Here is a 25,332-nt window from a genome sequence, read left to right as displayed (position 1 = left end):
GCGTCAGCCCTTGGACATGTCCTGGGCGATGGCCAGCCTGAGCAGTTCGGCCAGTTCGCGCGCCGCACGGTTTTCGGCATCACGCTGCGCCCGCAGCGTGGCGAACTCCTGGCGCGGCCGGTCGAACGACGCCGAGACGTTGCGCTTGCCCGAAGCGATACGCTTGCCGGTCTTGATATCGGTGATGATATAGGTGCCGGTCAGGGTCATCGTGCCGGTGGTGGGCTCGTCGTCCTTGGTGGTCACGGCGGCGAGCAGCGCCGATTCGCTCAACGCTGTGACCGCCAGATCCATCGTGTATGGCGCCGCTGCTTGCTGGCCGGCACCGCCATTGAACATGAAGATCAGATGGTTGCGGACTTCCTGGCCATAGCGGGTGTTGACCGGCTTGATGTTGATCGAGGCCAGTTGTGTCGCCGTGCCGGCCTCGACACCCGCCTGTGCCGGACCGTCCGAATAAAGCGGGCGCACGGTGCAGGCAGATGCCAGTGCAAGCGTGGCAACCAAAGCCAGACGCGCAGCAACACGCAACGAACGGGCAGAATTCCGCGCCTCAGGCAACGACATTGACGATCCTCTGCGGCACAACAATCACCTTGCGCGGCGACTTCCCATCCAGCGCCTTCTGCACTGCTTCCAGTGCCAGCGCCGCTTTTTCGACGGTCAATTGATCTGCGTCGCGGGCGATTGTCAAATCAGCTCTTTTCTTGCCGTTGATCTGGACCGGATAAGTGATTTCGTTGTCGACGACGAGTGCTGCATCGAACTTTGGCCACGGACGATCGGCAACCAGGCCATCGCCCTGCAGCGCTGCCCAGCACTCTTCGGCCAGATGCGGCATCATCGGCGCGATCATCACGATCAGGATGTCGACAGCCTCGCGCAGCGCCGAGACCATCTCGGCCGAAGCCTTGCCGGCGGCAGCGTCGGCAAGCGGCCCCTGCAGCGTGTTGGTCAGCTCGTAGATGCGCGCAACGGCCTTGTTGAAGGCGAGCTTGCCGATGTCCTCGCCGACCGACTTCAGCGCCTTGTGCGCCGCCTTCGAGACGGCCGCCGCATCGCCTTCGCCGGCTGCCCTGGCTTCCGCTTGGGCCAGCACCTCCGCCGATTCGGACACCAGGCGCCAGACGCGTTGCACGAAACGATGCGCGCCCTCGACGCCGGCCTCGGTCCACACCACGTCACGTTCGGGCGGCGAATCGCTGAGCACGAACCAGCGCGCAGTGTCGGCGCCATAGCTCGCGATGATGTCGTCGGGGTCGACAACGTTCTTCTTCGACTTCGACATCTTCTCGATCGAGCCGATCTCCACCGGCTCGCCGGTCGCAATCAGCGTCGCCCGCCGCTTGCCGTCGGTCTCCTCGATCTTGACGTCGCTTGGCGAAACCCACTCGCCGTTCGGGCCGCTGCCGAGACGGTAGGTCTCATGCACGACCATGCCTTGCGTGAACAGGCCCTTGAAGGGTTCGGACAGGTCGAGGTGGCCGGCCTTGCTCATCGCGCGGGTGAAGAAGCGCGAATAGAGCAAGTGCAGGATCGCATGCTCGATGCCGCCGATATACTGATCGACCGGCAGCCACTCATTGGCGGCCTTCGGATCGGTCGGTTCGTTTTCCCAAGGTGCGGTGAAGCGCGCGAAATACCATGACGAATCGACAAACGTGTCCATCGTGTCGGTCTCGCGGCGTGCCGCCTTGCCGCATTGCGGGCAGTTGACGTGGCGCCAGGTCGGGTGACGGTCGAGCGGATTGCCCGGACGGTCGAACTCGACGTCGTCGGGCAGCCTGACAGGCAGATCGGCCTTCGGCACCGGCACGACACCGCAATCCTCGCAGTGGATCATCGGGATCGGGCAGCCCCAGTAGCGCTGGCGCGAAATGCCCCAGTCGCGCAGGCGGAACTGCACCTTGCGCTCGCCCATCGGGCGATTGCCGATCGAGATCTGCTCGAGACGGGTGGCAACGTCGTTGAACGCCGCCTCCGGCTTCATGCCGTCGAGGAAGCGCGAATTGATCATCACGCCATCGTCGGTATAGGCCTCCTCAGTGATCTGGAAGGTCGCGGCATCGCCGCCCTCCGGCATCACGACAGGAACCACCGGCAGGCCATACTTGTTGGCGAAATCGAGGTCGCGCTGGTCGCCCGAAGGGCAGCCGAAGATGGCGCCCGTACCGTAGTCCATCAGCACGAAATTGGCGACATAGACCGGCAGCGTCCAGCTCGGGTCGAACGGATGGACGACGCGGATGCCGGTGTCCATGCCCTTCTTCTCGGCCGTTTCAAGCGCTGCAACCGACGTACCCATGCGGCGCACGTCGTCCATGAAGGCGGCGAGCTCAGGCTTGCTCTCGGCGGCCTTCCTGGCCAGCGGATGGTCGGCCGAGATCGCCATGAAGGAGGCGCCGAAGATCGTGTCCGGACGCGTCGTGTAGACTTCCAGTTCGTTCTCACCCGCAGGTGCGGTACCGGCGGCCAGCGGCCAGCGGATCAGCAGGCCCTCCGAACGGCCGATCCAGTTGCGCTGCATCAGCTTGACCTTCTCGGGCCACTCGTCGAGGCCGTCGAGCGCGTCCGACAGGTCCTGTGCAAAATCGGTGATCTTGAAAAACCACTGCGTCAGTTCACGCTGTTCGACCAGTGCGCCGGAACGCCAGCCGCGTCCGTCGATGACCTGCTCGTTGGCGAGCACGGTCATGTCCTCGGGATCCCAGTTGACCTTGGACGACTTGCGGGTGACCAGTCCCTTCTCGACGAAGTCGATGAACAGCATCTGCTGGCGGTGGTAATAGTCGACGTCGCAGGTGGCGAACTCACGGCTCCAGTCGAGCGACAGGCCCATCGACTTCAGCTGCGTGCGCATCGTCGCGATGTTCTGGTAGGTCCAGTCCTTGGGATGGACCTTGTTCTTCATCGCAGCGTTTTCCGCTGGCATGCCGAAGGCATCCCAGCCCATCGGATGGAGCACGTTGTAGCCCATGGCGCGGCGGAAGCGCGCGACGACGTCGCCCATCGCGTAGTTGCGGACGTGGCCGACATGGATGCGCCCCGACGGATAGGGGAACATTTCCAGCACGTAGTATTTCGGCCGGGGATCGTCGTTGTCGGTCTCGAAGAGCTTTGCCTCGCCCCAGGCCTTCTGCCATTTGGGTTCGGACGCGCGCGGATTGTATCGTTCGGTTGCCATCGGATGTTTTTCACTTAAAAGCGTGCATGGACCGGGGCGAAAACCCGCGGTTCAGGAAATCGTTGCCGGGTGTTCATCATGGATTCCCGGACCCGTCAACTCCGGCAGGCTGGAGGCGGGCAAAAAGCAGCAGGGCCAGCGGCATGGAAAAGTCGGTCGAACAGCTCACTCTGGTGAAGCATAAGATAGGTGCGGCCGAGCGCGAGGCCAACAGGCCAGAGGGCTCGACAGTGCTGGTGGCGGTCTCCAAGACCTTCGATGCCGAGCACATCCGCCCCGTCATCGAGGCCGGACAGCGCGTCTTCGGCGAAAACCGCGTCCAGGAAGCGCAAGGCAAGTGGCCGCAGCTGAAGGCGGAGATTTCCGACATCGAGCTTCATCTGATCGGCCCGCTGCAATCCAACAAGGCCAAGGAGGCGGTCGCCCTGTTCGACGTCATCGAGACTGTCGACCGCGAGAAGATTGCCGCCGAGCTCGCCCGGGAAATCGAGAAGCAGGGCCGGTCGCCGAACCTCTACGTCCAGGTCAACACCGGCTCCGAACCGCAAAAGGCTGGCATCGAGCCACGCGAAGCGGTCGCCTTCGTCAAGCGCTGCCGCGAGGTCCACAACCTCGCCATCGAAGGCCTGATGTGCATCCCGCCGGCTGACGAAAACCCCGGCCCGCATTTTGCCCTGCTGGAAAAACTGGCGCGCGAAGCCGATGTCGCGAAGCTTTCGATGGGCATGTCGGGCGACTACGAACTTGCGATTGCATTCGGCGCCACCAGCGTGCGGGTCGGCTCGGCGATCTTCGGCACCCGCTGAGATGCCAGCAGCCACGAACACAAAAGGCCGGGATCTGCTGCATCCCGGCCTTTTCGTTTCTACCTAGCCCGGAAGTTACTCCGCGGCGACGATCTTGCCGCCTTCCCACTTGAACAGCGAGAAGCTCGGCGAAGTCAGGTCGCCGGTTTCGCCATAAGTAAGGTTGCCGATGGCGGTGGAGATCGGCTCGCCCGACTTGAGCGCGGCGGCAACAGCTGCGGCGTCGTCGGCCTTGCCGGCCTTTTCGATGCCGGCCTTCAGCACCTCGACGGCAGCATAGGCGTTGAGGGTGAACGCCTCGGCGGGAATGCCCTTGTCGGTCAGAACCTTGACCGCCTCGGCCGAGGCCGGGTTCTTCAGTGCGTCGGTCGCATTGGTGAACAGCGTGCCGGCAGCGGCTTCGTTGCCGATCGCCCAGAACTCGGTGTTCGACAGGCCTTCGCCGCCGATGATGACGGCGTTGACGCCACCGTCCTTCAGCTGGCGCGCCAGAAGGCCACCCTCGGGGTGATAGCCGCCGAAGTAGATGACGTCGGCATTGTCGGCCTTGAGACGGGTGATCAGTGCCGAAAGGTCCTTTTCGCCCGGGTTGAGCGAGTTCTGCTGCACTTCGGTCAGACCGCCGGCATTGATCGCCTTCTTGAAGGCTTCGGCCAGGCCCTTGCCGTAGGTGCCCTTGTCGTCGATCACGGCGACGCGCTTGTCCTTCATGTTCTTGAGCACGTAGGCAGCGGCAACTTCGGCCTGCTGGTCGTCACGGCCGCAGGTGCGCAGCACGTTGGTCAGGCCGCGTGCGGTCAGGTCCGGCGCGGTTGCCGTCGGCGTCACCATCAGGATGCCGTTTTCGGCAAAGACGTCCGAAGCCGGGATCGCAACGCCCGAAGTCACCGGGCCAACGACATATTTCACGCCTTCGCCAACCAGCAGGTTGGCAGCCGAGACGCCCTGCTTTGGATCGCCGGCATCGTCGGCAAGCTTCAGCACGATCTTCTCGCCCAGGATGCCACCCTTTTCATTGATGACATCGACGGCGGCCTGGGCGCCGTTCTTGACCTGGTCGCCATAGGCGGCGACCGGACCGGTCAGCGGGGCGACGAGGCCGATGGTGATGTCGGCATGCGCGGCGGAGCCGAAGGCCATCAGCGCGGCGAGCGAGACGCCCGCAAGGATCTTCATGTTCATCGTAGTTCTCCCTTATACCCGCCGATCTCAAGGATTCGACGGGAACTCTGGAGGGCGGGATAGCGGCCCGGGGAGCGTCCTGCAATCGGCCCAGCGCCGCAAAAGCCGCAATTGATTTGTGCCAGAACCTTGCGCAGGCGACCGTCATCGCGTGAAAAATCGCTGTCGATCAAAGAGATAGGCGAACCGACGGGAAGGCTCAGTGCAGCAGCACGAACTCGCCGTCGACCTTGCGCCATTCGTTGGGCGCGATCAGCTTGCGGTGGGTGTAGTGCACCGAGTGCAGCGGGCCTTCGAGCTTTGTCCGCCAGAACTCGATGAAGCCGAACAGGACGGGAAATTTCGGCGCCAGGTCGTAGTCCTGCCAGATGAATGTCTGCAGCACATGTGGGTGGTCGGGCAGGTGATAGAGGATTTCGGCCGTGGTCAGGCCGTAGCCCTTGAGCATCAGTTCCAGTTCAGAAGCGTCGCGCATGCTGGCCTTCCGTATCGAACAGCTCCTCCACGGCCAAAGTCTGCGCCGCGATGGTTAACCGTCTGCTAAAACAACGGAATGCGCATATGATAGTTCCAAGAAATCAGCACTTTAGCACTCGACCTCAGCCATTGCTGATAGCTATATAGCGGCGGCGATTTGCCGCTACGGAAAGACCACAGCCAAATCCAAGGTCTAATATTGTGAGGCGGCGCGAATTGCTAATAATGCGCGCCAACGCGGCTCCAACGCCGCCGTCCGCCGGCCGCAAGGAGCCGTCGGATCGTTTCCGGGAGGAAGGGAGAGAAATGTCCGAAGTCCGTGTCCACCGCGTTCAGCCGGCGTGGAAGAAGAATGCGCTGATCGACAACGATACCTACCTGAAATGGTATGGCGAGAGCGTCAAGAACCCCGACAAGTTCTGGGGCAAGCACGGCAAGCGCATCGACTGGTTCAAGCCCTACACCAAGGTCAAGAACACCTCCTTCGACGGCAAGGTGTCGATCAAGTGGTTCGAGGACGGCCTGACCAACGTCTCCTACAATTGCATCGACCGCCACCTGAAGAAGCGCGGCAACCAGACCGCCATCATCTGGGAAGGCGACAACCCTTACGACGACAAGAAGATCACCTACAACGAGCTCTACGAGCATGTCTGCCGCCTCGCCAACGTGATGAAGAAGCACGGCGTCAAGAAGGGCGACCGCGTCACCATCTACATGCCGATGATCCCCGAGGCTGCCTATGCGATGCTGGCCTGCACCCGCATCGGCGCCATCCATTCGATCGTCTTCGGCGGCTTCTCGCCCGATGCGCTGGCCGGACGCATCGTCGACTGCGAATCGACCTTCGTCATCACCGCTGATGAGGGCCTGCGTGGCGGCAAGGCGATCCCGCTCAAGGAAAACACCGACAAGGCAATCGACATTGCCGCCAAGCACCATGTCATGGTCAAGGACGTGCTGGTGGTGCGCCGCACCGGCGGCAAGGTCGGCTGGGCGCCCGGCCGCGACCACTGGTACCACGACGAGGTCCGCTCGGTGAAAGCCGAATGCAAGCCCGAGAAGATGAAGGCCGAGGATCCGTTGTTCATCCTCTACACCTCGGGTTCGACCGGCAAGCCCAAGGGCGTGCTGCACACCACCGGCGGCTATCTCGTCTACGCCTCGATGACCCACCAATATGTCTTCGACTACCATGACGGCGACATCTACTGGTGCACGGCCGATGTCGGCTGGGTCACCGGCCACAGCTACATCGTCTATGGCCCGCTCGCCAACGGCGCCACCACGCTGATGTTCGAGGGTGTGCCCAATTACCCCAGCGCCTCGCGCTTCTGGGACGTCGTCGACAAGCACAAGGTCAACATCTTCTACACCGCCCCCACCGCCATCCGCGCTTTGATGGGCGCCGGCGACGAGCATGTGAAGAAGGCTTCGCGCAAGAGCCTGCGCGTTCTGGGTTCGGTCGGCGAGCCGATCAATCCGGAAGCCTGGGAGTGGTATTACAACGTCGTCGGCGAAAAGAAGGTGCCGATCGTCGACACCTGGTGGCAGACCGAGACCGGCGGCATCCTGATCACGCCGCTGCCTGGTGCAACCGACCTCAAGCCGGGCTCGGCGACGCGGCCGTTCTTCGGCGTCAAGCCGGAGCTCGTCGACAACGAAGGCAATGTGCTCGAGGGTGCCGCCGACGGCAATCTCTGCATCACCGATTCCTGGCCGGGTCAGATGCGCACCGTCTATGGCGACCACGAACGCTTCATCCAGACCTATTTCGCCACCTACAAGGGCAAGTATTTCACCGGTGACGGCTGCCGCCGTGACGCCGACGGCTACTACTGGATCACCGGCCGAGTCGACGACGTCATCAACGTCTCGGGTCACCGCATGGGCACCGCAGAGGTCGAGTCGGCGCTGGTCAGCCACGACAAGGTTTCGGAAGCCGCCGTCGTCGGTTACCCGCACGACATCAAGGGCCAGGGCATCTACAGCTATGTCACGCTGATGTCGGGCATCGAGGCGACCGAGGACCTGCGCAAGGAGCTCGTCGCACATGTCCGCAAGGAGATCGGCGCCATCGCTTCGCCCGACAAGATCCAGTTTGCGCCGGGCCTGCCCAAGACCCGCTCGGGCAAGATCATGCGCCGCATCCTGCGCAAGATCGCCGAGGACGATTTCGGCGCGCTCGGCGACACCTCGACGCTGGCCGATCCGGCCGTCGTCGACGACCTCGTCGCCAACCGCCAGAACAAGCGGGCCTGATGAACCTCCACCCCCCGCATCACCGATGCGGGGGTTTTTGCTTCGGCGATGCACGGACCGCTGGTCCAATGACTGCTCGCAGTCACCCATTGACAACTCCTCGCATCAGAAAAAAAATTTTCCTATACGAAAATTCCTGAGAGGAGCTGCCAGATGGCACGAGAAGTTGAGTGGGCGCGCATGACCGCGCCGGACCTGCGCGAGATCGCCGCGCGCGGCAACGCCATGGCGATCCTGCCGGTCGGCTCGCTGGAGCAGCATGGCCCGCATCTGCCTGTCATTACCGACACGGCCAGCGCCGAGGCCGCCGCCCGGCGCGGCGCGCGCCTGGTCGCCGATGAGGTGCCTCTCGCCGTGCTGCCCGGCCTCTGGCTTGGCATGAGCGAACACCATCTGCCGTTCGGCGGCACGATCAGCCTCGACTACACCGCCTATTTCCATGTGCTGAAATCGATCGTCCGGTCGCTGAAGGCTATCGGCTTTACCCGGTTGCTGATCGTCAACGGCCATGGCGGCAACATCGACCCGCTGGCGATGTCGACACGCGAGCTTGCCGTCGAGTTCGCCATGCCGATCGTCTACACCACGCCCTGGATGCTGGCGCCGGCGGAGACGGCAGCATTGTTCGAGACCGACAACGGTCCCAAGCATGCCTGCGAAGGCGAGGCGTCAGTGATGCTGGCGATCTCGCCCGACACGGTGAAACCGGACAAATTCGAGTTGGCCTTCACCAACGAGGCCGGCAAGAACGAGGCGCCGCATGGTGCCCATCGCTTCTACTCGTTCTCCGAGCGCGCGCCCAATACCGGCACATGGGGCGTTCCGGCCAAAGGCACGGCCGAGAAGGGCGAGCGCTTCCTTGATCTGCAGGCGCGCGAACTCGCCAAGCTGATCGTCGACCCGGTGCTGTGGACCAAGCCTGACGCTGTCTGGCGGCCGGGTCGCGGGCTCGACACGCGCGCCGGACGCGCCGACTGAGCAGGCAAAGCGCCCGCGCCCGGCAGGCATGAAGGACAGGCCTTGACTTAGAGTGCGCTCGAACACCTAGCATCGCGAGCGTCGTAACGAGACAAGGTTGATGATGAAGATCGGTGAGCTTGCCAGGCGCAGCGGTTTGACCGCTTACACGATCCGCTACTACGAGCAGATCGGGCTGTTGCCCGTGGCCGACAAGGACGCCTCGGGGCAACGCGACTATGACGCCTCGATCCTCACCTGGATCGAGTTCCTCGGCCGGCTCAAGTCCACCGGCATGCCGATCCGCGAGATGCTGCGTTATGCCCGGCTTCGCCAGCAGGGTGAGGCTAGCGAAGCCGAGCGTCGCCTCCTGCTGGAAAGGCACCGCGACAAGGTCCTGGCCAATGTCGCCGATCTTCAGGCCAACCTCCTCGTTCTCGACGCCAAGATATCGGGCTACGCCGATGCAGAACAAAGGATCGAGACCAATGGACAACAACAACGAAAGCCGCTTCGAGCGCGGCACGCGCGCACTCTCTGACATCGACGGCGAAGGCGGCCGGAAGGTCGTCGATTCTCTCGCCGACATTGCCCCCGATTTCGCCCGCTACATCATCGAGTTTCCGTTCGGCGACATCTATTCACGCCCCGGCCTCGACTTGAGGTCGCGCGAGATCGCAACGATCGCCGCCCTGACCGCGCTCGGCAATGCTGCGCCGCAGCTCAAGGTGCATATCCAGGCGGGACTGAATGTCGGTTTGAGCCGCGACGAGATCGTCGAGACCATCATGCAGATGGCGGTCTATGCCGGCTTTCCGGCGGCCCTCAACGGCCTGTTCGCCGCACGCGAGGTGTTCCAGGAAAAGCACAGTCTCGCAGCATGATGTCGTACCAATGGTCTAGTGCCATGGTCGCACTTGCCAAATCGATGGAAAGACCCCACCTTCTTCAAGTGTTCAACGAACTGAAAGGAGGTGATCCGATGTCGAGTGATTTCGTTTTCCAGAACGTGGCCTCAGCGGATTGCCCTTTCGGGAAGCAGTCTTCCCGTTAAGGCGCGAGATGCGCGGCTGGTAACAGCCTGAGCCGCGCCATGGACGGAAACACGGAAAGGCCGCCTCTTCGCAAGAAGGGCGGCCTTTTTCCTTTCGGCGCATACCGTCCTGCTATTTGGTCAGCACCAGCCGCTCAATGTTCTGAGCGATTGTCTGAAAAGCGGTATCGAGTTCCTTGCCGTTCGAGGTCTCGAAATAACGCTTCACCACACCGTCTGGCGAAGCACAGTCTTTCATGGTCTTCTTCGCAGCCGCGGTGTCGAGCTTGAAGCCGATGGTGAAAATCTCGATGCCCTTCTTGCGCATCTCTTCGCATAGCGTCTTGGCTGCGGTGCGGGTGGCGGTCTTGCCACTCGCATTGTAGGCATCCTGCCATTTGGAGGCATCCGCGTACGACAGGTTGAATTCGCCGTCGGTCATCAGGATGGCGAACTTTGCGACCTTCTCGGGATCGGCCTTCTCCGGCCGCTCCGACTTCTGAAAGACACCGGCCCAGTTCTCGGACAAGGTGTACCAGGCCCACTGAATGCCGATATGCCCGGCGGTGCCGCCATTGGCAACGAAAGCCTCGATCTCGGTCTTGAGCTTCTTGCCGTCATCGGTGAGCGGCACCACCTTCGCGCCAGGGCAGGCGGGGGTGTCGTAGTTTTCGGAATAGGCGTCGATCAGAAAATCGCGATTGACCATCGCCAAGTCAGGCCCCGCATCGGTGTACTGGTAAAACCCCTTGCGCTCGGTGGCGCAGTTGTCGGGACGCGTCGAGCTCGAAACCGCCTTCGCGTCGGTATTGGCAGGCGCTTGTTTGCGGTCCGCCTTACTACGCTCCACGAAGACAGAGCTTGACGCCAGATCGCCTGTGTTGACGGAGTTTGCGTAGGGCACCAGCGACATGCGCACGCGCGGGTCGCCTGACGGCGTCTTCTCCCCCTTCAGGAAGCTGTCGACCGCATTCTTTGCCGCCGTCTTCAGATCCTTGATCTTCTGACCGTCCATCGACTTGGTGACATCGAGCATCATCGCCACTTCGATGCGCTTGTCGGAATAGAGTGACGCCGTCGACGCCGCGACACGCTGACGGTTGGACGTGCCGAACAACGGGAAGAACACATTGACGTCGATGTAGGCCGACGCCTCCACCGTGCCGGCGAGCTTGTCGACTGTCACCTTGTTCAACACGACCTTTTCGCCCGGCGCCAGCAGACGGCCAGCATTGGCCTCGAGAAAGGCCCGGACTGTGGCGTCCGCATCCTCGAGCTTGATCTTGCCGGTCGTCAGATCGCGGGCGGTCGACGTCACCGCGGCATCAACCGCCTGCGACAGACCCGACTTCACGTTGAACAACTGCGCGGTGTTGATGCCGTAGCCGGCTGCCATGGCGAGAATGGAAATGGTGACGCCGCCAAGAATGGCAAAGTTGCCGCTGCTGTCTCCGGTGAAACGCCTTGCCGCCCGTGCCAGTGCCTGAAATTTCCGCATGTCCTGCCCCGCCGCCTGTGTGCCTCTGGCAAGGGCAAAGCAGGAAATCGGCCGCAGCCGCCCATTCAGCCGGGCACGGCGGCATCACCGCATCAAGTCATTGATTTTCATTGAGATCAGTGATCCACATGGTGAATGTGGGGTTAACCCGCTTGCAAACCGGCGGGCTTGTTTACCGCTCATTCACCATGGTGACGGCAGCACCGCTGGCGCCGCCTCACTTCGGCACACAGAGCCTGTGCCAGATCGGGTCACCTACACCAGCTGTCCCGCTTGCCGCCGCCATAAGCGCGCACCAGCCCGTCTTCGAGCATTGCCTTGGCGACCCCCTCACCGTCTCCGGTGCTGACGTCGGCAAGCACACGGCCGTAATATTTGGCGCCACCGATATTGGAGAGACTTATCGGGCCCTCAGCGACAAGCCGGGCAAGGGCTGCTCGTGCCGCCAGTGCCGCGGTTCGTTCATCCACGCACCGGCTTTTCATCTCCGGTGCGTCGATGCCACGAATGCGGATGTTCACCCGCAGCGTCTGCCCGGGCCAGATCTCGGCCTCGGCCAGGAGCGTGTCGCCGTCGATCACCTCGACGACGCGCGCGCTGACCGGCCCGGCGAAATTGTCCCGCCGTTTGGCTTCTACGGGAGAGGCAAGGCCGACACAAACCAGCACCGAAATAACCTTGAGCGGATTCGAATCCATTCAAGGTATTTATTCCTATGTCGTCGATTGAGCAATACGCCGAGAGCAGGCGTTGCGAAACTACAACCTCGGCTCGCCGCTGACAGGATCGACCTTGATCTCCACCTTGGCCTTGTCGGATGTGTAGTAGGTCACGTCGTAATAGCCTTCGCTCTCCCAATCGATCTCGGAGATGTAGTGGAACTGGTCGCGCTGCTCGATCTTGGCGATGATCTCGGACAGCTTGAGCGAATTCTGCGGCGGCACCGCCGGTTCCTTGGTCTGCGCCTGCGCGGGCACGGCACCAAGCAGCACAACAAGTGCGAGTCCCGAAATCCTCCTGGTCATGGCAGCTCCTTGCACGGTCCCTTGGAGAACGACCGGCTCGCGATTTCGGTTCCATCGCAGTCGTGCAAGGAAGACCCGACCCGACCGCGTCAGAAGTCGCTGGTCAGGCCCTTGATTTCCCAGTCGCCATAGCGCCCGGGCTCCTTGCCGCCACGGCCGCCGATCTCGAGCGGCAGCTTGGCTTCTTCGGCCTTGTAGGCCTCGCGGCGCGCTTCCGCTTCGGCGAGCGCACGCTTGGCCGCCGGCGAAAGCTGCCGTGGCGCAGGCGTTTCCAGATCGGTCTGCGGCTTGGCGTCGTCCATGGGATTCCTCGGAAATGATTGAAACGCACCCTCGTCTCTCCCATCATATAGCGAAGCGCACAGCCGTGATCGACCCTGGCGCGCGCGGAAAAGGACGGAGTGAACGATGAACATGATGCGGACGGCGATGCTTCTGGCGACCATGACGGCGCTGTTCATGGGCGTCGGCTATCTGATCGGCGGCTCCGGCGGCATGACCATCGCCTTCCTGATCGCTGCAGGCATGAACCTGTTCAGCTACTGGAATTCCGACAAGTTGGTCCTGCGCATGAACAATGCCATCGAGGTCGACGAGCGCAACGCACCTGAATATTACGCCATCGTGCGTGCCCTTGCCGCCAATGCCGGCCTGCCGATGCCCAGGGTCTATCTGATCGACAGCCCGCAGCCCAACGCCTTTGCCACCGGCCGGAATCCCGAAAATGCCGCCGTCGCCGCTTCCACCGGCCTGTTGCAGCGCCTCAGCCATGAGGAAGTCGCCGCCGTGATGGCGCACGAGCTCGCCCATATCGAAAACCGCGACACGCTGATCATGACCGTTACCGCGACCCTTGCCGGCGCGATCTCGATGCTCGGCAACTTCGCCTTCTTCTTCGGTGGCAACCGCGACAACAACAATCCGCTCGGCTTCGTCGGCGTTCTGGTGGCAATGATCGTGGCGCCGTTTGCCGCCATGCTGGTGCAAATGGCGATCAGCCGGACCCGCGAATATTCGGCCGACAGGCGCGGCGCCGAGATCTGCGGCAATCCGCTCTGGCTCGCCTCGGCCCTTGACAAGATCGCCCGCAACGTCGAACGCATCCACAACCCCGAAGCCGAGCGCAATCCTGCGATGGCTCCCCTCTTCATTATCAATCCTCTATCCGGCGAGCGCATGGACAATCTTTTCTCGACCCACCCCAATACAGAAAACCGCATCGCCGCCCTGCAGGCGATGGCGAACGAGGGTGTCGGTCGTCCAGCCCAGCGTACGGCACCCCAGCCGACGGCGCAGTCCTCGGCACCTTCCGGCCCGCAGGGTCCGTGGGGCGGTCGCCCTGCCGAGCAGGCGGCGCCCGAACAGCCACGTCCGTCCGGCCCCTGGGGCCGCAATCCGACCGGGCCGAAAGGCCCGAGGTCGTGAGCGGCGGTCAGCGCGACGACAAGCGAAACCGCGCACGCTCAGGCAATGCCAAGGGCAGTCGCCCGTCCACCGTTCCCGATGTCCCCGGCATCGCTGCGCGCATGGCGGCCGCCCGCCTGCTTGCCGCGACGATCGACGCCGGGACCCCACTCGACGGCCTGACCGATCACGAACACGGCCACCCGCAGTTCCGCGCGCTCGACATGCGTGACCGCGGGTTGGTCCGCGCCATCCTGGCCACCGCGCTTCGTCATCGAGTCACCATCACCAAATTGCTGGCGCGCCGGCTGGAAAAGCCGTTGCCGGCCAACGCGACTGTTCTCACCCACATCCTTCATGTCGCGGCAGCCCAGATTCTGTTCCTCGACATTCCCGACAGCGCCGCCGTCGACCTCGCCGTCACCCACGCCAAGGCCGACCCGCGCACCGTGCGCTTCTCCGGCCTGGTCAATGGCGTGCTGCGCACCCTTGCGCGTGCCAAGGACGCCGAACTGCCCGAAATGCTGGCAACGACAAGTGACGCGCCGGACTGGTTCGTCGAGCGCTTGACGGCGGCCTACGGCCCCGAACAGGCAAAGCTGATCCTCGCCGCGCATCGCATCGAGGCGCCGGTCGATTTCACCGCCAAGGCGGATCCGGCCATGTGGGCGGAGCAACTGGGCGGCACCGTGCTGCCCACCGGAACGATCCGTATCGAACGCCTCTCCGGCCCCGTCGCCGAACTCCCGGGCTTCGCCGAAGGCGCCTGGTGGGTCCAGGACGCCGCTGCCGCATTGCCGGCAAAGTTGTTCGGCGACGTCACCGGCCAGCGCGTCGCCGACCTCTGCGCTGCCCCCGGCGGCAAGACGGCACAGCTCGTGCTCACCGGCGCCAGGGTCACAGCGGTCGAAGCCTCGAAGAACCGCCTCGCCCGTCTTGCCGGTAATCTCGAGCGCCTTGGCCTCGACGCCGACAAGGTCAATGCCGACATTCTCACTTACGAGCCGGCCGAGCTGTTCGATGCCGTCCTGCTCGACGCGCCCTGCTCGTCCACCGGCACGGTGCGCCGCCATCCCGACGTGTTGTGGACCAAGTCGCCTGCCGACATCACCAAGCTCGCCGGCGTCCAGCGCGCTTTGCTCGACCGCGCCGTCAAGCTGGTGAGACCTGGCGGCAGAATTGTCTTTTCCAACTGCTCGCTTGATCCCGAGGAAGGCGAAGCGCTCGTTGCCGGCTTCCTCGCCGATCACAAGGCCAAGGTCGAACTTGACCCGATTCGGACAGGCGAGGTCGCAGGCATCGACGATTTCGTCACCGCCACCGGCTTTTTGCGCACCACGCCCGCTGGCCTCGACATCGGCAATCCCGCCATCTCCGGCCTGGATGGCTTCTTTGCAGCAAGGTTCCGACGCATCGCCTGATCAACACGGCGTTTACGAAAAATTCACCCTCGCGCCCGCCATTGAAACAACCTAATTTGTGTACGACGTGGGGTTGCGTCAGGAGGGGTATTGTCGATCGCGACGGACAACACGACGCGTCTTTGGGCTCTCGTTGCCAAGGAGTTCTGGCGTAAGACGCGCCGGCGCCTGCGCGCCGGGCCGGCCTACAGCTGGCGCTACTCCGGGCGCACGCCCGAACGCGTGCTTATCGCGCCGCCGGATCTGCGCCTGGCCGATCCCCAGATCGCGCTCGAAATCTACTATGGCCGCTTTCCGCTGTCGGGCCATCTTGTCGAGACCGGCGGCCAGTCGCCCTTCCTGATCGACGTGCCCAATCGCGGCTGGCAGCGCAGCCTGCATGGCTTCCGCTGGCTGCGCCACATGCGCGCCGCCGGCACCGAGCTGGCGGCCGCCAACGCCCGCGCCCTGGTGTCAGACTGGATCGCGCTGCATGGCAGCCGGATTTCCGGCATCGCCTGGGAACCGGCAACCACCGCCAAGCGCGTCATCGCCTGGCTGCAGCACTCCTCGGTCGTGCTGCAGGGCGCCGAGTTCGCCTTCTACCGGTCTTTCCTGCGTTCGCTGGCAATGCAGATCCGTTATCTCCGGTCGATGTCACCCGAGATGCCCGACGGCAAGGACAGGCTCCGCGCCCGTGTTGCGCTCGCCTTCGCCGCATTGTCGCTGCCGGCGCCTGTCTCGGCGCTGCGCTCGGCCACGCGCAACCTCGCCGAGGAGCTCGACCGCCAGATCCTGCCCGACGGCGGGCACATCTCGCGCAATCCGATGGCGGTTCTCGAAATTCTCGCCGACCTTTTGCCGCTGCGCCACACCTACGCCAACCAGGCCGAGCAGCCGCCGCTGGCGCTGATCAATGCCGTCGAGCGCATGCTGCCGGCACTGCGCTTCTTCCGCCACCAGGACGGCAGCCTCGCCCGCTTCAACGGCATGGGCGCCACCATCCATGACCGCATCGTGGCGATCCTGCGCCATGACGACACCGCCGGCTCGCCGCCGCTGCACGCCACCCATTCCGGCTACGAGCGCCTCGCCATGGGCGGCACGACGGTGATTGCCGACACCGGCACGGCACCGCCGATCGACGTGTCAAACCAGGCCCATGCCGGTTGCCTTGCCTTCGAGATGTCGTCGGGCCGCCAGCACTACATCGTCAACGCCGGCATCGACACCTATGGCGCAGCCGATCTCAGGCCGCTGGCGCGGGCCACCGCGGCTCACTCCACCGTCACCATCAACGACACCTCGTCGGCCAGCTTCGCCCATTCGCAACGCGTCAGCGGCGTGCTCGGCAGCCCGCTTTTTGGCGGACCGAAATCGGTGCCGACCCAGCGCTTGGACAAACCCGGCATCCATGGCTTCGTCGCCCGCCATGACGGCTACGCCCAGCGCTTCGGCCTCCATCACGAGCGCGAGCTGAGCCTGTCGGCCGGCGGCAGCATCCTGTCGGGCTGCGACCGCATCCTTCGTGCAGGCAAGACGCCGATCAAGAATGATGGCCGCGATCTCGTCACCATCCGCTTCCACGTCCATCCCGACGTCCAGCTGTTCCGTGACCAGAAGGAGCGACTGGTGTTGACCGGGCCTGATATCGACACCTGGGTCTTCACCTCGCCTGATGTTGGGTCCGAGGTCGAGGAATCGATCTATTTCGCTGGTCTCGGCGGTCCCCGCCGCTCCCGCCAGATCGTGCTGTCGTTCAAGGCTTCGGAAATCTCCGAGGTGCATTGGCAGTTCTCGCGCACGCGCATCATCAGCCGCCTCGACGGCTAGAGCCGTCCAGGATTGCGGAGGCACCTTGAGCGCCTGATCGGCATCACCTCGGGAAATAGGCCGCATGCGCCGCTGCGCGCCTTGATTTCCGGGCCTCATGTGCTAGGCCGCCCGCAAGCGAAGTTTCCGCTCCCAACTTTGAAGGGCCCGCCACCCATGGCCGTCGTTTCCAAGAAGATCCCCGCACCCGACCTCGTGCCGATCCGGCGCGCTTTGCTGTCGGTCTCCGACAAGACCGGGCTGATCGAATTTGCCAAGTGCCTGACCAATGTCGGTGTCGAACTGGTCTCCACCGGCGGCACCGCCAAGAGTATTTCGGCCGAGGGCATCGCCGTCCGCGACGTTTCCGAACTCACCAAGTTCCCCGAGATCATGGACGGCCGCGTCAAGACGCTGCATCCGTCGGTGCATGGCGCATTGCTCGGCGTCCGCGACGACCCCGAGCACGTCGCTGCCATGGCCGAGCACGGCATCGAGCCGATCGACCTCGTGGTGGTCAATCTCTATCCCTTCGAGGAGGTCCGCGATTCCGGCGCTCACTACGCCTCGATCGTCGAGAACATCGACATTGGCGGCCCGGCCATGGTTCGCGCCTCGGCCAAGAACCACGCCTATGTCGCCATCGTCACCGACCCGGCCGACTACAAGGACGTGCTCGACAGCATCGTCGCCAACAATGGCTGCCTGACCTACGAGTTCCGCAAGAAGCTCGCCGCCAAGGCCTTTGCCCGCACCGCCGCCTATGACGCGGCGATCTCGGGCTGGTTTGCCGAGGCGCTCGAGATCGAGACGCCCGACTGGCGCGCTTTCGGCGGCAAGCTGCAGAGCGTCATGCGCTATGGCGAGAACCCGCATCAATCGGCCGGCTTCTACCTGACCGGCGACAAGCGTCCCGGCGTCGCCACCGCGACCCAGCTCCAGGGCAAGCAACTGTCCTACAACAACATCAACGATACCGACGCCGCCTTCGAGCTGGCCGGCGAGTTCGACCCCGTCCGCACCGCCGCCGTCGCCATCATCAAGCACGCCAATCCGTGCGGTGTCGCCGAGGGCGCAACACTGACCGAGGCCTATGCCCGGGCGCTCGCCTGTGACCCCGTCTCGGCTTTCGGCGGCATCGTTGCGCTCAACCGCATACTCGACGCCGAGGCGGCCGAGGAGATCGTCAAGATCTTCACCGAAGTCATCATTGCGCCGGATGCTACGCCGGAGGCCCAGGCCATCGTCGCTGCCAAGAAGAACCTGCGGCTGCTGGTGACAGGCGGCCTGCCCGATCCGGACCGAGCCGGGCTCTCGGTCAAGTCGGTCGCCGGCGGCCTGCTTGTCCAATCGCGCGACAACGCCGTCGTCGATACGCTCGACCTCAATGTCGTGACCAGGCGACAGCCGACCCAACGCGAGATCGAAGACCTGAAATTCGCCTTCCGTGTCGCCAAGCACGTCAAGTCGAACGCCATCGTCTATGCAAAGGATCTTGCCACGGTGGGTATCGGCGCCGGCCAGATGAGCCGGGTCGATTCATCGCGCATCGCCGCCCGCAAGGCGCTGGATGCCGCGGAAGCCGCCGGCCTCGCCGAACCGCTGACCAAGGGGTCGGTGGTTGCCTCCGATGCCTTCTTCCCCTTCGCTGACGGTCTGCTGTCTGCCGTCGAGGCGGGCGCCACTGCTGTCATCCAGCCAGGCGGCTCGATGCGCGACGACGACGTCATCGCCGCGGCAGATGCCCATGGTATCGCCATGATCTTCACCGGCGTGAGACACTTCAGGCACTGAGGGGCAGATACCTTCTCCTGTTGCGGGAGAAGGCAGTGAGCGGAGCAAAGCCGGACGAGGGGTTCTGGACGGAGTGAGGTGTTGCCAGAAAAGCGGCGAGCGCCGAAACCTTGAGACGCACCGCCTCGTCCAGCACCGCTATCCGTCGTCTTCGGTGACAGCTTCTCCCACAGGGGGAAGATAATATCCGCTATTCCACCTCGTCAGCCGGATAGGGCGTGCGCAACAGCACTGCCAGCCCGACGACGAAGAATATGATGATCATCGCCATGCCAAGCCGTGGCGAGCCGCTCAGGGCGGTGACTGTCGCGACCACGAACGGCGCGACGAAGCTGGTCGCCCGGCCCGACAGCGCATACAGACCGAAATAGCGCCCTGCCTCATCGGCCGAGACACTGCGGGCCATATAGGAGCGCGACGACGCCTGCACCGGGCCGAAGGCAATGCCGACCAGCAGGCCGAAGGCAATGTAGGCCTTCTCGGCGGGCGTGCCGAACAGCCCGTTGGTATCGGCACCAGGCATCTGCCACAGGCCGAACAGCGTGTAGCCCGGTCCGGTGGAGACGATGCCGATGGTGGCGATCGTCAGCAGCACCAGCGAAAACACCACCACGACCTTGGAACCGAAGCTGGTGTCGAGACGGCTGGCAACCAGGCAGCCAAAGATGGCGACGACATTGAGAATGATGCCGTAGATTCCGATTTCAGTGATTGTCCAACCGAACATCGCAGCCGCGAACGCGCCACCAAGACCGAGCAAGGCGTTGACGCCGTCCTGGTAAATCATGCGGGCGACGAGGAAACGGAAGATGCCGGTGCGCTGGCGCACCTCGCCGATCGTCGACTTGAGCTCGGAAAGCCCCAGCCGCACGGCCGGCCGGATGGCGATGCCCTTGCCGCTGTCGGGCGTAAAGAAAAACATCGGCAGGATGAAGACGAGGTACCACAATGCTGAAATCGGGCCTGTGGCGCGAGCATCCTCGCCTGCCACCGGGTCCAGCCCGAACAGCGGGGCCGACCCGATGATGGTCTTGCCGCTCTCGGGCGACGCAGCCAAGAAACCGACGACGAAGATCAGCACGATCATGCCGCCGAGATAACCAAGGCCCCAGGCAATGTTGGAAATCTTGCCGATCTCCTCCTTCGAAACAAGGCGAGGCATCATCGAATCGTTGAAGACGATCGAGAACTCCGCCGCCACCGAAGCGAGCGAAAACAGCAGGACGATCGGCACCAGCGGCGATCCGGGCTCGGCATACCAGAGCAGGCACAGGCTGATGATCTTGATCGCGGCAAAGAATGCGATCCATGGCTTGCGCGGGCCGGTCTGGTCGGCGATCGAGCCAAGCACCGGCGACAGGATGGCGATGACAAAACCGGCTGCAGCAATGCCGTAACCCCAGGCTGCCTGGCCCATGGCCGGATCGGTCGCCATGCGCGAGACGAAATAGGGACCGAAGATGAAGGTGGTGACCACGGTGAAGAACGGCTGCGCCGCCCAGTCGAAGAACATCCATCCCCAGACGCCACGCCGAGGCGTGCGTTGAACCACCATCGTGTCAGCCATCATCCCTCCGCGCGCGCCGCATCAGCGCGTTGTCTGGAGCTATAGCGTAGTTCGCTTGCGTGGTCCTTGAGGAAAATGCCTGCCACGGTTGCCGTGGCAGGCGCCGTTGCAAGGGCTCAGCGTCCCGACAGGTCGCTCATCAGCCCGGCCGCCACCGTCAGGCGCGACACGGTGATGTCGCCACCCTCCGTCAGGGCCTGCAGCCTGTCGCGGGTACGGTTGGTCCTGTCGCCGCCGGCGTCGAGCCATGCAGCGACCGGATCGGCAGCCTTGCCGAAACCGGTCAATGCCGCAACCGCGATGCCGCGTCGCGCCGCACCGATGGTGTCGGATGCACGCGACAGCGCCAGCCCCTCATAATAGTCAGAGGTGGCGATCGCATGCGTTGCATCCTCGATCCGCGGAATGCGGAACGCCTCGCTGACGCCGAAGAACGCCTTCGCCGCTGCCAGGATGTCGGCCTTGGCGGTCTTGGCCACCAGGGCGATGTCGGGCACCAGTTCGCCTGCCTCGAGCAGCGACAGCCGCTCGGCCAGTTTCTCCGGCGCACCGGCGGCGGCAAAGCCAGCCTTGCGGTTTTCGATGCGCTCGCGGGTGAAGGCAGGCAGCATGCCTGAGAACTTCGGCTCCAGTGCTGCGCGTGCTTCCTGCAGCTCGGCGATGCGGCTCGCCAATGGCGCGTCGCTGTGCTCGTTGCGCAGATACCAGCCGCTGGTACCGAAGATCAGCCGGCTGACCGCCTGATACAGGTCGAGCTGCAGCGTGCCGTCGACGACATTGTCGAGCGCGTCGATCTCGCGATAGAGCGCCGGCAGAGCAAAGCCATCGCGCACGACGGCAAAAGCCCGCACCACATCGGCCGCCGAACGGCCGCTGGCCTCCTGCAGCCGGTTGACGAAGGATGGCCCACCACGATTGACGAGATCGTTGGCGACGACACGCGCGATGATCTCGCGGCGCAGCCGGTGACCACCGATCTCGGCGGCATATTTCTTGGCCATGCGCTCGGGGAAGTAGCCGAGCAGATCACGTTCGAAATGGGCTTCGTCGGGCACGTCGCTGGCGACGATGTCGGAGAACAGCACGATCTTGGCATAGGCGAGCAGCACGCCAAGCTCGGCCCGGGTCAGCGGCTCGCCACGCGTCTGGCGTTCGGCCAGAGCAGGCGGCCATGGCAGGTTCTCGACGGCGCGGTCGAGCAGTCCGCGCGCCTCGAGCGCGCTCATGAAGCGGCCCTGATGCGCGATGTCCTGAATACCGCGCTTGGCCGCAACCGACAGCGCCAGCGTCTGCTCGTAGTTGTTGGCCAGCACCAGCCCGGCAACCTCCTCGGTCATTTCGGCGAGGAACTTGTTGCGCGCCGGCCGCTGCAGCGTGCCCTTGCGCATCGCCGAAGCCAGCGCGATCTTGATGTTGACCTCGACGTCGGACGAATTGACGCCGCCCGAATTGTCGATGGCGTCCGAGTTGCAGCGCCCGCCCTTGAGGCCGAACTCGATGCGCGCCCGTTGGGTTGCGCCGAGATTGGCACCCTCGCCGATCACCTTGACCCTGAGGTCGGTGGCGGTGACGCGGATCGCGTCGTTGGCGCGGTCACCGACTTCCTGGTTGGTTTCGCCGGTCGCCCTGACATAGGTGCCGATGCCGCCGAACCACAACAGGTCGACCTGCGCCCGCAGGATGGCGTTCATGATCTCGGTCGGCGATGCGGTCGTCTTGGCGAGCCCGATCGCCGTTGCCGCCGCATGCGGCAGCGTCACCGACTTCTGGGCGCGCGAAACGATCACGCCGCCTGCCGACAGCTTGGACTTGTCATAGTCCTGCCAGCTCGAACGCGGCAGGTCGAACATCCGCTTGCGCTCGGCAAAGGACGCGGCCATATCGGGCTCGGGATCGATGAAGATGTCGCGGTGGTCGAAGGCGGCGATCAGCTTCGTTTGCTCGGACAACAGCATGCCGTTGCCGAAGACGTCGCCCGACATGTCGCCGACGCCGACGACGGTGAACGGCGTCGTCTGGATGTCGCGGTTCATCTCACGGAAGTGCCGTTTGACCGCTTCCCAGGCGCCACGCGCCGTGATGCCCATCTTCTTGTGGTCGTAGCCCGCCGAGCCGCCCGAGGCGAAGGCGTCGTCGAGCCAGAAGCCGTGCTTCTCGCTGATGCCGTTGGCCGTGTCGGAGAAGGTCGCCGTGCCCTTGTCGGCGGCAACGACGAAATAGGGATCGTCGATATCGCGGCGGACAACACCCACCGGCGGCACCACCTTGTCGCCGTCGAGATTGTCGGTGATCGACAGCAGGCTGGAGACGAAATTGACGTAAGCAGCCTTGCCGGCCTCGAACACCGCGTCGCGGCTGCCGCCCACGGGCAGGCGCTTGGGGAAGAAGCCGCCCTTGGCGCCGACAGGCACGATGACGGCATTCTTGACCTGCTGCGCCTTGACCAGGCCAAGCACCTCGGTGCGATAGTCCTGGGCACGGTCAGACCAGCGCAGGCCGCCGCGCGCCACCGCGCCGAAGCGCAGATGCAGCCCCTCGACCTCCGAACCATAAACGAAGATCTCGCGCCACGGCCGCGGCTCTGCCAGGCCTTCGACGCTGCGCGAGTCGAGCTTGATCGCCAGCGATTGGCCACGCTCCTTCTTACCCGCCACGAAGTGGTTGGTCCTGAGCGACGCCTCGATCAGGTTGACGTAGCGCCGGATGATGGTGTCGTCGTCAATATTGGGGACCGCCTCGAGCGCGTCCTTGATCTTGGCCTTGAGGTGCTTGGCGGTGACCAGGCCGTCCTGTTCCTGTGCCGGATCGAGCCGGGCGAGGAAAAGCGCGTGCAGGCCGCGCGCGATATCGGGATAGCGGTTCAGCGCTGCCGCGATGAAATCCTGGCTCTGCGGAATGCCGGCCTGCTGCAGGTAGCGGCCATAGGCACGCAGGATAAGAATCTCGTTGGAGCCGAGACCTGCCGTCTGCGCCAGCGCGTTGTAGCCGTCATTGTCGGCGTCGCCGTTCCAGACCGACAGGAACACCTCTTCGAACAGCGCGCCACTGTCGGCGAGGTCGATCGGCTGGCCGTAGGCGTTCTCCAGCTCCATGTCATGGATGAAGATCTGGTCTTCGCCCTTCTCGCCCAGTTCGAATGTGCGCTCGCTGATGACGCGGAAGCCCATGTTCTCGAGCAGCGGCACGCGCCGCGACAGCGCCACCGGCGCGCCGTGGTGATAGATCTTCAGCGAGGCCTGTGCGGGCGCCTGGCCGGTATCGCGATAGCAGTCGATGACGATCGGGTTGGATGCGCCGATCGAGGCGATGCGCTCGGCATCGACAAGGGCTGCCGCCGGCGAGAAGCTGTTCTGGTAGTCCTGCGGGAAGTGGCTGGCGAGCCTGACGAAAGATGCGGATGAGCCGGCCTCGGCTGAGGCCTCGCGCAAGCCGTCATCCCAGGTCCGCACCATATCGCGGATTGCCGCCTCGATGGCCGTCTGCTCGACCTTGGGCGTCTTGCCGCCGGAGCGGCCGATGATGAAATGGACACGCGCCAGCCCGCCCTCGGGGAAAGCCGGGTAATAGGCCGACAGGCGGCCTTCGAACACGGTCTTGAGATAGGCGCCGATCTTCTCGCGCACCACCGAATCGTAGCGGTCGCGCGGCACGAAGACGAGGATCGAGACAAAGCGATCGAACTGGTCGACACGCACCAGCGCACGCACGCGCGGCCGTTCGATCAGGCCGAGGATGGCCTCGGAATGCTTGCGCAACGTCGGCACGGCGACCTGGAACAGCTCGTCGCGCGGATAGGATTCAAGCACGTTGATCAGCGCCTTGCCGGAATGGTCGGCAGGGTCGAAGCCCGACTTCTGCACCACGGTTTCGGCCTTGGAGCGCAGATAGGGAATCTTCATCACCGAGCGCGTGTAGGCGGTCGAGGTGAACAGGCCGACGATGCGCAGTTCGCCCGACAGCTGCCCCTTGGCGTCGTAGGTCTTGATGCCGATGTAGTCGAGATAGGCGCGGCGGTGCACCGCCGACTTGGCATTGGCCTTGGTGACGATCAGCGGATCCGGGCCATGCAGAAAGGCGCGGATTTCGGGTGTCGTCGACGTCGCGTCGATGGTGTCACGGCGCAGCACCAGAACGTCGGGGTCGGCGAGGATGCCGAGGCCCGGCTTGTCGGAGCGTTCCAGTACGCCACTCTTTTCGCCGCCCGAATATTTGAATTCGCGCATGCCGAGGAAGGTGAAATTGTCGTCGCGCAGCCATTCGAGGAAGGCGATCGCCTCGGTCACCGCGTTCTTGTCGAGCGGGATCGGCGCATAGCGGAATTCCGAGATCGCCTGGTCGAGCCTGGCCAGCATCGGCTTCCAGTCGGTGACGGCGGCGCGCACCTGCCCAAGCAGCTTCTTCAGCCGCTCGCGCAACGCTTCTGCGGCTTCCTTGCCAAGCGGCGGAATGTGGACGTGAATGACGCTGACCTTGTCGGCCGCCTCCTCGCCCTTGTGGCCGCCATCGCTCAGGATCTCGTCGACGCCGGTGCGGCCATGGCGCACGTGGATGACCGGGTGGGTGACAAGCACCGGCTCGCCGGCGGCTTCGGTGATCTCGCCGAGCACCGAATCGAACAGGAACGGCATGTTGTCGTTGACGACGGTGACAACAGTGACCGGCCGGTCATGACGGACGACGCTGCCGTCGGTCTCGATGTCGATGACCGAAGAACCTTTGCGGTGCTTGAGCACGGCCTGCTCGGCGAGCTGTGCTGCGCGCTCCAGCATGCCCGGCTCGTAATCGGCCACGTCCTCGGCCGGCGCTCGGGCGAGCAGCAATTCGTGCAGCTGGGGAGGTCTGTTGGAGGATTTGGAGGCGGATGCAGTCTTGGCGGATTTCGCCTTAGACTTCACAGATGCGGCCATGACGCTAGTTTCTCCCGTCCCGTC

At 64.0% G+C, this 25,332-nt stretch carries 19 protein-coding genes; 9 read left to right on the top strand and 10 right to left on the bottom strand.

Going from position 1 to position 25,332, the window contains the following annotated elements; all coding sequences use genetic code 11:
- Nucleotides 1-3: 3 nt before the first annotated feature.
- Both lptE and leuS read right to left on the bottom strand, forming a co-directional pair.
- The gene (lptE, locus tag H5P29_RS07250; protein ID WP_154386216.1) at nt 4-567 is read right to left on the bottom strand and encodes an LPS assembly lipoprotein LptE; all 564 of its coding nucleotides are present in this window, start codon (nt 565-567) and stop codon (nt 4-6) included.
- The gene (gene leuS, locus H5P29_RS07245) at nt 554-3,184 is read right to left on the bottom strand and encodes a leucine--tRNA ligase (RefSeq protein ID WP_154386217.1); all 2,631 of its coding nucleotides are present in this window, start codon (nt 3,182-3,184) and stop codon (nt 554-556) included. Before leuS ends, lptE begins: the two co-directional genes overlap by 14 nt.
- Before the next feature lie 143 nt (nt 3,185-3,327).
- Here leuS and H5P29_RS07240 point away from each other — a divergent pair, with 143 nt between their 5' ends.
- Entirely contained in the window at nt 3,328-3,990 is a 663-nt protein-coding gene (locus H5P29_RS07240) for a YggS family pyridoxal phosphate-dependent enzyme (RefSeq protein ID WP_067956533.1), read from the top strand.
- Between the two features lie 75 nt (nt 3,991-4,065).
- Here the strand turns inward: H5P29_RS07240 and H5P29_RS07235 are convergent, their stop codons facing one another.
- Complete coding sequence (locus tag H5P29_RS07235; protein WP_371818652.1) at nt 4,066-5,166, bottom strand: branched-chain amino acid ABC transporter substrate-binding protein; 1,101 nt, start codon at nt 5,164-5,166, stop codon at nt 4,066-4,068.
- 205 nt (nt 5,167-5,371) lie between these two features.
- Entirely contained in the window at nt 5,372-5,647 is a 276-nt protein-coding gene (locus H5P29_RS07230) for an usg protein (RefSeq protein ID WP_067956529.1), read from the bottom strand.
- Between the two features lie 308 nt (nt 5,648-5,955).
- Between H5P29_RS07230 and acs the strand changes: the two genes are divergently transcribed.
- The 4 genes from acs (at nt 5,956) to H5P29_RS07210 (ending at nt 9,752) form a co-directional block, all read left to right on the top strand.
- Nucleotides 5,956-7,911: an acetate--CoA ligase gene (gene acs, locus H5P29_RS07225; RefSeq protein ID WP_067966021.1), complete on the top strand. Its 1,956-nt coding sequence runs from the start codon at nt 5,956-5,958 to the stop codon at nt 7,909-7,911.
- A 153-nt stretch (nt 7,912-8,064) separates the two neighbouring features.
- Nucleotides 8,065-8,889, top strand: a complete 825-nt coding sequence (locus H5P29_RS07220; protein ID WP_182576180.1) for a creatininase family protein — start codon at nt 8,065-8,067, stop codon at nt 8,887-8,889.
- A 103-nt stretch (nt 8,890-8,992) separates the two neighbouring features.
- A complete protein-coding gene (locus tag H5P29_RS07215; RefSeq protein WP_154386241.1) occupies nt 8,993-9,409 on the top strand; it encodes a MerR family transcriptional regulator in 417 nt (138 codons plus the stop codon).
- Nucleotides 9,357-9,752, top strand: coding sequence for a carboxymuconolactone decarboxylase family protein (locus tag H5P29_RS07210; RefSeq protein WP_185910293.1), 396 nt, complete (start codon nt 9,357-9,359; stop codon nt 9,750-9,752). The genes H5P29_RS07215 and H5P29_RS07210 overlap by 53 nt, the downstream gene beginning before the upstream one ends.
- Nucleotides 9,753-10,034: 282 nt before the next feature.
- On the opposite strand, the gene H5P29_RS07205 is transcribed toward H5P29_RS07210, so the two are convergent.
- From H5P29_RS07205 to H5P29_RS07190, 4 genes are all read right to left on the bottom strand, one after another.
- On the bottom strand, nt 10,035-11,399 hold the full coding sequence (locus H5P29_RS07205) for a pilus assembly protein (protein ID WP_154386219.1): 1,365 nt from the start codon (nt 11,397-11,399) through the stop codon (nt 10,035-10,037).
- Between the two features lie 251 nt (nt 11,400-11,650).
- Entirely contained in the window at nt 11,651-12,097 is a 447-nt protein-coding gene (locus H5P29_RS07200; RefSeq protein ID WP_067956518.1) for a thermonuclease family protein, read from the bottom strand.
- 60 nt (nt 12,098-12,157) lie between these two features.
- Nucleotides 12,158-12,424, bottom strand: a complete 267-nt coding sequence (locus tag H5P29_RS07195) for a PepSY domain-containing protein (RefSeq protein WP_154386220.1) — start codon at nt 12,422-12,424, stop codon at nt 12,158-12,160.
- A gap of 89 nt (nt 12,425-12,513) precedes the next feature.
- Entirely contained in the window at nt 12,514-12,726 is a 213-nt protein-coding gene (locus H5P29_RS07190; protein ID WP_154386221.1) for a DUF1674 domain-containing protein, read from the bottom strand.
- A 106-nt stretch (nt 12,727-12,832) separates the two neighbouring features.
- Here H5P29_RS07190 and htpX point away from each other — a divergent pair, with 106 nt between their 5' ends.
- The 4 genes from htpX to purH all read left to right on the top strand — a co-directional run bounded on the left by htpX (nt 12,833) and on the right by purH (nt 18,834).
- Nucleotides 12,833-13,849 carry a zinc metalloprotease HtpX gene (gene htpX / locus H5P29_RS07185; protein ID WP_067956513.1) on the top strand — a complete coding sequence of 339 codons (1,017 nt, stop codon included), beginning with the start codon at nt 12,833-12,835 and terminating at the stop codon, nt 13,847-13,849.
- Complete coding sequence (locus H5P29_RS07180) at nt 13,846-15,249, top strand: RsmB/NOP family class I SAM-dependent RNA methyltransferase (protein ID WP_246787029.1); 1,404 nt, start codon at nt 13,846-13,848, stop codon at nt 15,247-15,249. Before htpX ends, H5P29_RS07180 begins: the two co-directional genes overlap by 4 nt.
- A 90-nt stretch (nt 15,250-15,339) precedes the next feature.
- Nucleotides 15,340-17,061, top strand: coding sequence for a heparinase II/III family protein (locus tag H5P29_RS07175; RefSeq protein ID WP_067956511.1), 1,722 nt, complete (start codon nt 15,340-15,342; stop codon nt 17,059-17,061).
- A 156-nt stretch (nt 17,062-17,217) separates the two neighbouring features.
- Nucleotides 17,218-18,834, top strand: coding sequence for a bifunctional phosphoribosylaminoimidazolecarboxamide formyltransferase/IMP cyclohydrolase (purH, locus tag H5P29_RS07170; protein WP_154386222.1), 1,617 nt, complete (start codon nt 17,218-17,220; stop codon nt 18,832-18,834).
- Nucleotides 18,835-19,024: 190 nt separating this feature from the next.
- On the opposite strand, the gene H5P29_RS07165 is transcribed toward purH, so the two are convergent.
- Complete coding sequence (locus H5P29_RS07165; protein ID WP_154386223.1) at nt 19,025-20,404, bottom strand: MFS transporter; 1,380 nt, start codon at nt 20,402-20,404, stop codon at nt 19,025-19,027.
- Nucleotides 20,405-20,517: 113 nt separating this feature from the next.
- Nucleotides 20,518-25,308, bottom strand: coding sequence for an NAD-glutamate dehydrogenase (locus H5P29_RS07160; protein ID WP_067956504.1), 4,791 nt, complete (start codon nt 25,306-25,308; stop codon nt 20,518-20,520).
- Nucleotides 25,309-25,332: the final 24 nt, after the last annotated feature.

Origin of the sequence: Aminobacter sp. MDW-2, from assembly GCF_014250155.1 — a bacterium.
Lineage (GTDB): Bacteria > Pseudomonadota > Alphaproteobacteria > Rhizobiales > Rhizobiaceae > Aminobacter > Aminobacter ciceronei.
The sequence above is the reverse complement of the archived record's forward strand: the minus strand, read 5'-3'. Positions and strand labels throughout refer to the sequence as shown.

Coding starts and splice junctions, on each gene's coding strand:
- H5P29_RS07220 (WP_182576180.1), top strand. CDS start 8,065: ATGGCACGAGAAGTTGAGTGGGCGCGCATGACCGCGCCGGACCTGCGC.
- H5P29_RS07160 (WP_067956504.1), bottom strand. CDS start 25,308: ATGGCCGCATCTGTGAAGTCTAAGGCGAAATCCGCCAAGACTGCATCC.
- leuS (WP_154386217.1), bottom strand. CDS start 3,184: ATGGCAACCGAACGATACAATCCGCGCGCGTCCGAACCCAAATGGCAG.
- H5P29_RS07195 (WP_154386220.1), bottom strand. CDS start 12,424: ATGACCAGGAGGATTTCGGGACTCGCACTTGTTGTGCTGCTTGGTGCC.
- H5P29_RS07235 (WP_371818652.1), bottom strand. CDS start 5,166: ATGAAGATCCTTGCGGGCGTCTCGCTCGCCGCGCTGATGGCCTTCGGC.
- H5P29_RS07205 (WP_154386219.1), bottom strand. CDS start 11,399: ATGCGGAAATTTCAGGCACTGGCACGGGCGGCAAGGCGTTTCACCGGA.
- purH (WP_154386222.1), top strand. CDS start 17,218: ATGGCCGTCGTTTCCAAGAAGATCCCCGCACCCGACCTCGTGCCGATC.
- H5P29_RS07210 (WP_185910293.1), top strand. CDS start 9,357: ATGGACAACAACAACGAAAGCCGCTTCGAGCGCGGCACGCGCGCACTC.
- H5P29_RS07215 (WP_154386241.1), top strand. CDS start 8,993: ATGAAGATCGGTGAGCTTGCCAGGCGCAGCGGTTTGACCGCTTACACG.
- H5P29_RS07240 (WP_067956533.1), top strand. CDS start 3,328: ATGGAAAAGTCGGTCGAACAGCTCACTCTGGTGAAGCATAAGATAGGT.
- H5P29_RS07230 (WP_067956529.1), bottom strand. CDS start 5,647: ATGCGCGACGCTTCTGAACTGGAACTGATGCTCAAGGGCTACGGCCTG.
- H5P29_RS07190 (WP_154386221.1), bottom strand. CDS start 12,726: ATGGACGACGCCAAGCCGCAGACCGATCTGGAAACGCCTGCGCCACGG.
- htpX (WP_067956513.1), top strand. CDS start 12,833: ATGAACATGATGCGGACGGCGATGCTTCTGGCGACCATGACGGCGCTG.
- H5P29_RS07165 (WP_154386223.1), bottom strand. CDS start 20,404: ATGATGGCTGACACGATGGTGGTTCAACGCACGCCTCGGCGTGGCGTC.
- acs (WP_067966021.1), top strand. CDS start 5,956: ATGTCCGAAGTCCGTGTCCACCGCGTTCAGCCGGCGTGGAAGAAGAAT.
- lptE (WP_154386216.1), bottom strand. CDS start 567: ATGTCGTTGCCTGAGGCGCGGAATTCTGCCCGTTCGTTGCGTGTTGCT.
- H5P29_RS07200 (WP_067956518.1), bottom strand. CDS start 12,097: ATGGATTCGAATCCGCTCAAGGTTATTTCGGTGCTGGTTTGTGTCGGC.